This window comes from Albimonas sp. (genome assembly GCF_055129145.1).
Genome location: NZ_JBSRTQ010000212.1, coordinates 1 through 5,335 on the forward strand (window position 1 = coordinate 1; position 5,335 = coordinate 5,335).

General features: G+C 67.8%; 5 protein-coding genes and 1 tRNA gene. 2 read left to right on the forward strand and 4 right to left on the reverse strand.

All coding sequences use genetic code 11. The features are described from left to right. Nucleotides 1–329 precede the first annotated feature (329 nt). From ACTB72_RS20210 to ACTB72_RS20225, 4 genes are all read right to left on the reverse strand, one after another. Nucleotides 330–608, reverse strand: coding sequence for a hypothetical protein (locus tag ACTB72_RS20210; RefSeq protein WP_463038824.1), 279 nt, complete (start codon nucleotides 606–608; stop codon nucleotides 330–332). A gap of 168 nt (nucleotides 609–776) precedes the next feature. After that, entirely contained in the window at nucleotides 777–1,172 is a 396-nt protein-coding gene (locus ACTB72_RS20215; RefSeq protein ID WP_463038825.1) for a RidA family protein, read from the reverse strand. 71 nt (nucleotides 1,173–1,243) lie between these two features. Further along, on the reverse strand, nucleotides 1,244–1,852 hold the full coding sequence (locus ACTB72_RS20220; protein WP_463038826.1) for a hypothetical protein: 609 nt from the start codon (nucleotides 1,850–1,852) through the stop codon (nucleotides 1,244–1,246). Nucleotides 1,853–1,860: 8 nt separating this feature from the next. Then, on the reverse strand, nucleotides 1,861–3,393 hold the full coding sequence (locus ACTB72_RS20225; RefSeq protein WP_463038827.1) for an acyl-CoA carboxylase subunit beta: 1,533 nt from the start codon (nucleotides 3,391–3,393) through the stop codon (nucleotides 1,861–1,863). Between the two features lie 170 nt (nucleotides 3,394–3,563). On the opposite strand from ACTB72_RS20225, the gene ACTB72_RS20230 reads away from it, so the two are divergent. Beyond that, nucleotides 3,564–4,994, forward strand: a complete 1,431-nt coding sequence (locus ACTB72_RS20230; RefSeq protein ID WP_463038828.1) for a helix-turn-helix domain-containing protein — start codon at nucleotides 3,564–3,566, stop codon at nucleotides 4,992–4,994. A 44-nt stretch (nucleotides 4,995–5,038) separates the two neighbouring features. Further along, nucleotides 5,039–5,114, forward strand: a tRNA-Ile gene (locus ACTB72_RS20235). The last annotated feature ends 221 nt before the right edge of the window (nucleotides 5,115–5,335 follow it).

A 5,335-nucleotide genomic window follows, 5' to 3' on the forward strand; every position in this document is an offset into this window, starting at 1 on the left:
CCGATCCGCCGGTGACGGCGGCCGCGCCCGCGCCGAGCGCGGCGCCGACGCCGCCGCCCGACAACGCGCGCTCTCCGGTCGAGTTGCCGCAACCGGCGAGCAGCCCGGCCGCGACCAGCGTGGCGAGAGCGGCGGAGCGGGCGGTGAAGCGGGTGGTGTTGGCGAAGGCCATGACGTCTCTCCCAGCAAGTGATGTTCGCTAGGGGACAAGATGGCTTCGAATAAGGCGCGAACCCCGGAGAAATCGAGGCTTTTTCGCCTTATTCGGGGTGATTTCAAGGCCAGCGGAACGCCGTTCCGCCTGATGGCCGGCCCGGTGCGGAAACGGCTCAGTCCCGCCGCTTGCTCCGCGGCGGTTCGGGCGCGAGCCCCGGCAGAACCACCAGCACGCCCCAGGCGATGCCCAGAAAGCCGAAGCTGACGCCGAAGCCGAAGGCCAGCAGCGCGGTGGCCAGATTCTCCTCCGGCGCGGCCGAGAGCCGGGCGCCGAGGCCCCCCACATCCAGCTGGATCAGCGCCAGCATCGCCACCCAGCCCGCGACCACGCCGTTGATCGCATGACGCAGCACGAATTTCGGCAGGCGGTTGGGATCGTATCGGGTCGGCATGGGCGGGGCCCCCGGTGGCGTCGGACATCCAGAAGATGGAGGTCGCGGCGCGGGTTTTCCATGCGTCCCGTTCCCGCGGCACGCGAATACCCGAGTCTTCCACCTGGCATACGCGCGGCGCACGCCCGGCGCACGGGTTGCGCCCCCCCGATTTCGCGCCCGCGCCGGTCACGGCCGCCTCGCGATGCAATCGATCTCGACCAGCGCCCCCACGGCCAGCGCCGTGACCCCGACCGTGGTGCGGGCGGGGCGTCGGTTTTCGGGGAAGAAGCGCTGATAGGTCGTGTTGAAGGCGTCGTAATCGCGCTGGAATTCGGTCAGGAAGCAGCGGCACTGAACGACATGAGACAGATCAAGATCAAGCTCTTGCAGGATGATCTTGAGGTTTTCCATCACCCGAACGGTTTGCGCCTCGACGCCCGAAGGCAGGGGCGCGTCGGGGGCGGCGGGATCGGTCGGCATCTGCCCGGTCAGGATCACCCAACCGTCGCTCTCCACCGCGTGGGAGAACGGCGCGACCGGGCGCGGCCCGGAAGCGAACAGGTGGAACGAAGGCCCGCCCATGCCGGATCAGCCCCTTGCATCCAGATGAGCTGCGCGGGGCAATCCCATGATCTGATGAGCAAAACCGGCCGTCACCGCTTCGGCTTCCGCGCGGCGTGGGAGAAGCTGTCATGCATCTCGTCGACCGATTTCTTCGCGCCCTTGTCGAGCCCCTGGACCCGCAGGATCACATCATCGATCTCCGCGCAAAGCGCCTGAACATTGATATCCATCTCCATGTAAACATAGCGGTTTTCACGGATGATGAAGAAATGCGCCGGCAGGCGGTTCTCGACCCGGGCCCGGTCGAACCCGGCCGCGTCATAGACCTTCAGCGGCCCCGGCAACGGGCCGCCGAACCCGTCGAGCCGCAGATCCACATGCGCGGTGTCGGCCTGCAACCCGTTGCGAAGCGTGGTGAATCCGTCGCCCTTGATGCGCAGCAACCCGCGCAGCGCCTCGGCGCGAGGGCCGAGCGCCTCGGCCTCCGGCCACAGCGTCTGCCGGATCTGCCAGCCCTCCGCCACGATGGCGTCGAGCAATGCGGCGATCGCCTCCGAAGACTTCGGCGTGGCGCCAAGAAGCGGGTTCAAGGCATTGACGAACCAGCCGATCCGCAGGCAGCGCCGGGCGAGCTGCAACGCATGGGCCCGCACCAGAGCCATGCTCGGAGCGGTCGGGCCGCCGATATCGGTTTCCATACCCATGCTCACAGCGGAATGTTGTCGTGCTTCTTCCACGGGTTCTCGAGCTTCTTGTTGCGAAGCGCCGCGAAGGCCCGCGCCACCCGGCGCCGCGTGGACTGGGGCATGATCACTTCGTCGATGAAGCCTTTTTCGGCGGCCACAAAGGGATTTGCGAAGCGATCTTCATAGTTCTTGGTGCGCGCCGCGATCTTCTCCGGATCGCCCAATTCCGAGCGATACAGGATCTCGACCGCGCCCTTCGCGCCCATAACCGCGATCTCCGCGGTCGGCCAGGCGTAGTTCACATCGCCGCGCAAGTGCTTGGACGCCATGACGTCATAGGCGCCGCCATAGGCCTTGCGGGTGATCACCGTCACCTTGGGCACCGTCGCCTCGCCATAGGCGAAGAGCAGCTTGGCGCCATGCTTGATGACCCCGCCGTATTCCTGGCCCGTGCCCGGCAGGAACCCCGGCACGTCGACCAGCGTCAGGATCGGAATGTTGAAGCAATCGCAGAACCTTACGAACCGCGCCGCCTTGCGGGAGCTGTCGATGTCGAGGCAGCCGGCCAGCACCATCGGCTGGTTGGCGACGACGCCGACCGTCTCGCCCTCCATCCGGATGAAGCCGGTGATCATGTTCTTCGCATATTCGGCCTGGATCTCGAAGAAATCCGACTCGTCCGCGACTTTCAGGATCAGCTCCTTCATGTCGTAGGGCTTGTTGGGATTGTCCGGGATCAGGCTGTCGAGCGACGGCTCGATGCGGTCCACCTGGTCGAAGAACGGCCGCACGGGCGGCTTCTCGCGGTTGTTCTGCGGCAGGAAATCGACCAGCCGGCGGGTCTGGATCAGCGCTTCGACGTCGTTCTCGTAGGCCCCGTCGGCCACCGAGGATTTGGTGGTATGGGTCTTGGCGCCGCCCAGCTCCTCGGCCGTAACCACTTCGTTGGTCACGGTTTTCACCACATCCGGGCCGGTGACGAACATGTAGGACGAGTCGCGCACCATGAAGATGAAGTCGGTCATCGCCGGCGAATAGACCGCCCCGCCCGCGCAGGGCCCCATGATCACCGAGATCTGCGGCACCACGCCGGACGCCATGATGTTGCGCTGGAACACGTCGGCATAGCCCGCGAGCGAGGCGACGCCTTCCTGGATCCGGGCGCCGCCCGAGTCGTTCAGCCCGATCACCGGCGCGCCGTTGCGCATCGCCATGTCCATGATCTTGCAGATTTTTTGCGCGTGGGTTTCCGACAGGGACCCGCCGAAGACCGTGAAATCCTGGGAGAAGACGTATACCATGCGGCCGTTGACCGTGCCCCAGCCGGTGACCACGCCGTCGCCGTAGGGCCGGTCCTCCTCCATGCCGAAGTCGGTGCAGCGATGGGCCACGAACATGTCGAATTCTTCGAACGAGCCCTCGTCGAGGAACAGGTCGACCCGCTCGCGCGCGGTGAGCTTGCCCTTGGCATGCTGGGCGTCGATGCGCCGCTGTCCGCCGCCCAGCCGGGCCGTCTGACGCCGCAGCTCAAGTTCCGCAAGGATGTCGTTCATCGCGCGCCCTTTCCCTCTCCGGTCGGTGGCGCACCCTAACGCTGCGCCGCCATCCCGGAAACCTCTGTTCGGTGGAGTTGCGAAGTCGGCCATCGTAAGTTATTGCAAATCGCGAATTTGCGAAGTCGCCCAAGGCTGACCGCCATGCTCCCTGCCCCCATCATCGTGAAATGACCCGCGCCCGCAAGCTTTACGCCGGCGCGCAGTTGCGCGAAGCCCGCCGCGACGCCGGCCTCACCCAGGCCGGATTCGCCGATGCGGTAGGAGTTTCTCTCAGTTATCTCAACCAGATGGAAAACAACCACAGGCCGGTTTCGGCTTCGGTCCTGCTCGCGTTATCGGATCGCTTCGGAAAATCCCTGTCCACTTTGTCGCTGGGCGAGACCGAGCGGTTGACCGCCGACATGCGCGAGGCGCTGGCCGACCCGGTCTTCGCCGGCGCGCAGCCGCCCGCCACGGATCTCGACCTCGCCGCCTCCAACGCGCCCGGCCTCGCGCGGGCCTTCCTCGCGCTGCACCGGGCCTATCGCCAGCGGGGCGAGCGACTGGCGAGCCTCGATGACGCGCTGGGGCGCGAAGACGCGCTCGCCCCGCAGCCGTGGGAGGAGGTGCGCGACTTTTTTCATTATTGCGACAACTACATAGACGCCGTGGACCGCGCGGCGGAGAGCTTCGCCGCCGCCGCAGGTCTCGGCCCCGGCGCCCGCGACCCCCTGCAGACCGCCGCCGACTGGCTGGAGACGCGCCACGGCATCGACGTGCGGGTGGTCGACATCCCCGAGCTGCGGCGGCTCGACGGGGCCGTGCTCAGCCTCTCCACCCGCGTCGCCCCCGCGACCAGGCTGTTCCAGCTGGCCGTCCAGATCGCGCTGACCGCCCATGCCGACCTGATCGAGGCGACGCTGGACCTGGCGGGCTTCGGTTCGGCGGAATCACGGGCCATCTGCAAGATCGGCCTCGCCAACTATTTCGCCGGCGCCGCGGTGATGCCCTACGGGCGTTTCCTCGAGGCGGCGCAGGAGACCCGCCATGACATCGAGCTGCTCGCCGAACGCTTCGGCGCGAGCCTCGAACAGGTGGCGCACCGCCTCTCCACGCTGCAGCGCAAAGGCGCGACGGGGCTGCCGTTCTTCTTCGTGCGCGTCGACCAGGCGGGCACCATCACCAAACGCCACTCCGCCACCCGTCTGCAATTCGCCCGCTACGGGTCGGCCTGTCCGCTCTGGAACGTGCACCAGGCCTTCGAGACGCCGGGCCGCCTGATCCGCCAGCTGGCCGAGACGCCGGACGGCGTGCGTTATCTCTGCCTCGCGCGCGACGTGACCAAGCCCGGCGGCGGCTACCGGCGCCCGACCCGACGCTACGCCATCGGCTGGGGCTGCGAGGTGCGCCATGCGGGCGCGCTGGTCTATGCCGACGACCTCGATCTCGCCTCCCCCGCCTCCTACGAACCCATCGGCATCAGCTGCCGGATCTGCGAGCGGGCCGACTGCCACCAGCGCTCGGTCCCCCCCCTCAAGGCCGCGATCGAGGTCGACCCGACCCGGCGCGAGCTGCTGCCCTACCGGCTCGCGGCCCATGGCGCGGGCCTGCCCGATTGACCCCTCCCGCGCCGCAAGGCTATCGAAGGGGCGCCGAAGCGCGGGGGCCCGTAGCTCAACGGTTAGAGCAGGCCGCTCATAACGGCTTGGTTGGGGGTTCGATTCCCTCCGGGCCTACCAACCCCGCCGCGGGCCCTCCGGACGAGAGCCGCTCCAGCGCCCGCCGCGGCCGGCGCACGCGACGCTCCCGAACTCATCCGACCCGCCGGTGGGCGCGCCCTTCCGTTCACCATGCACAGCCTTGGCGCGTCTTGCAGGCCGGACCGGCGATCATAGGTGGATGACGGGCCCCATCGCGGCCTGCGGCATTGACAAACCCCGGGCGGCGCGGCTCCACATGG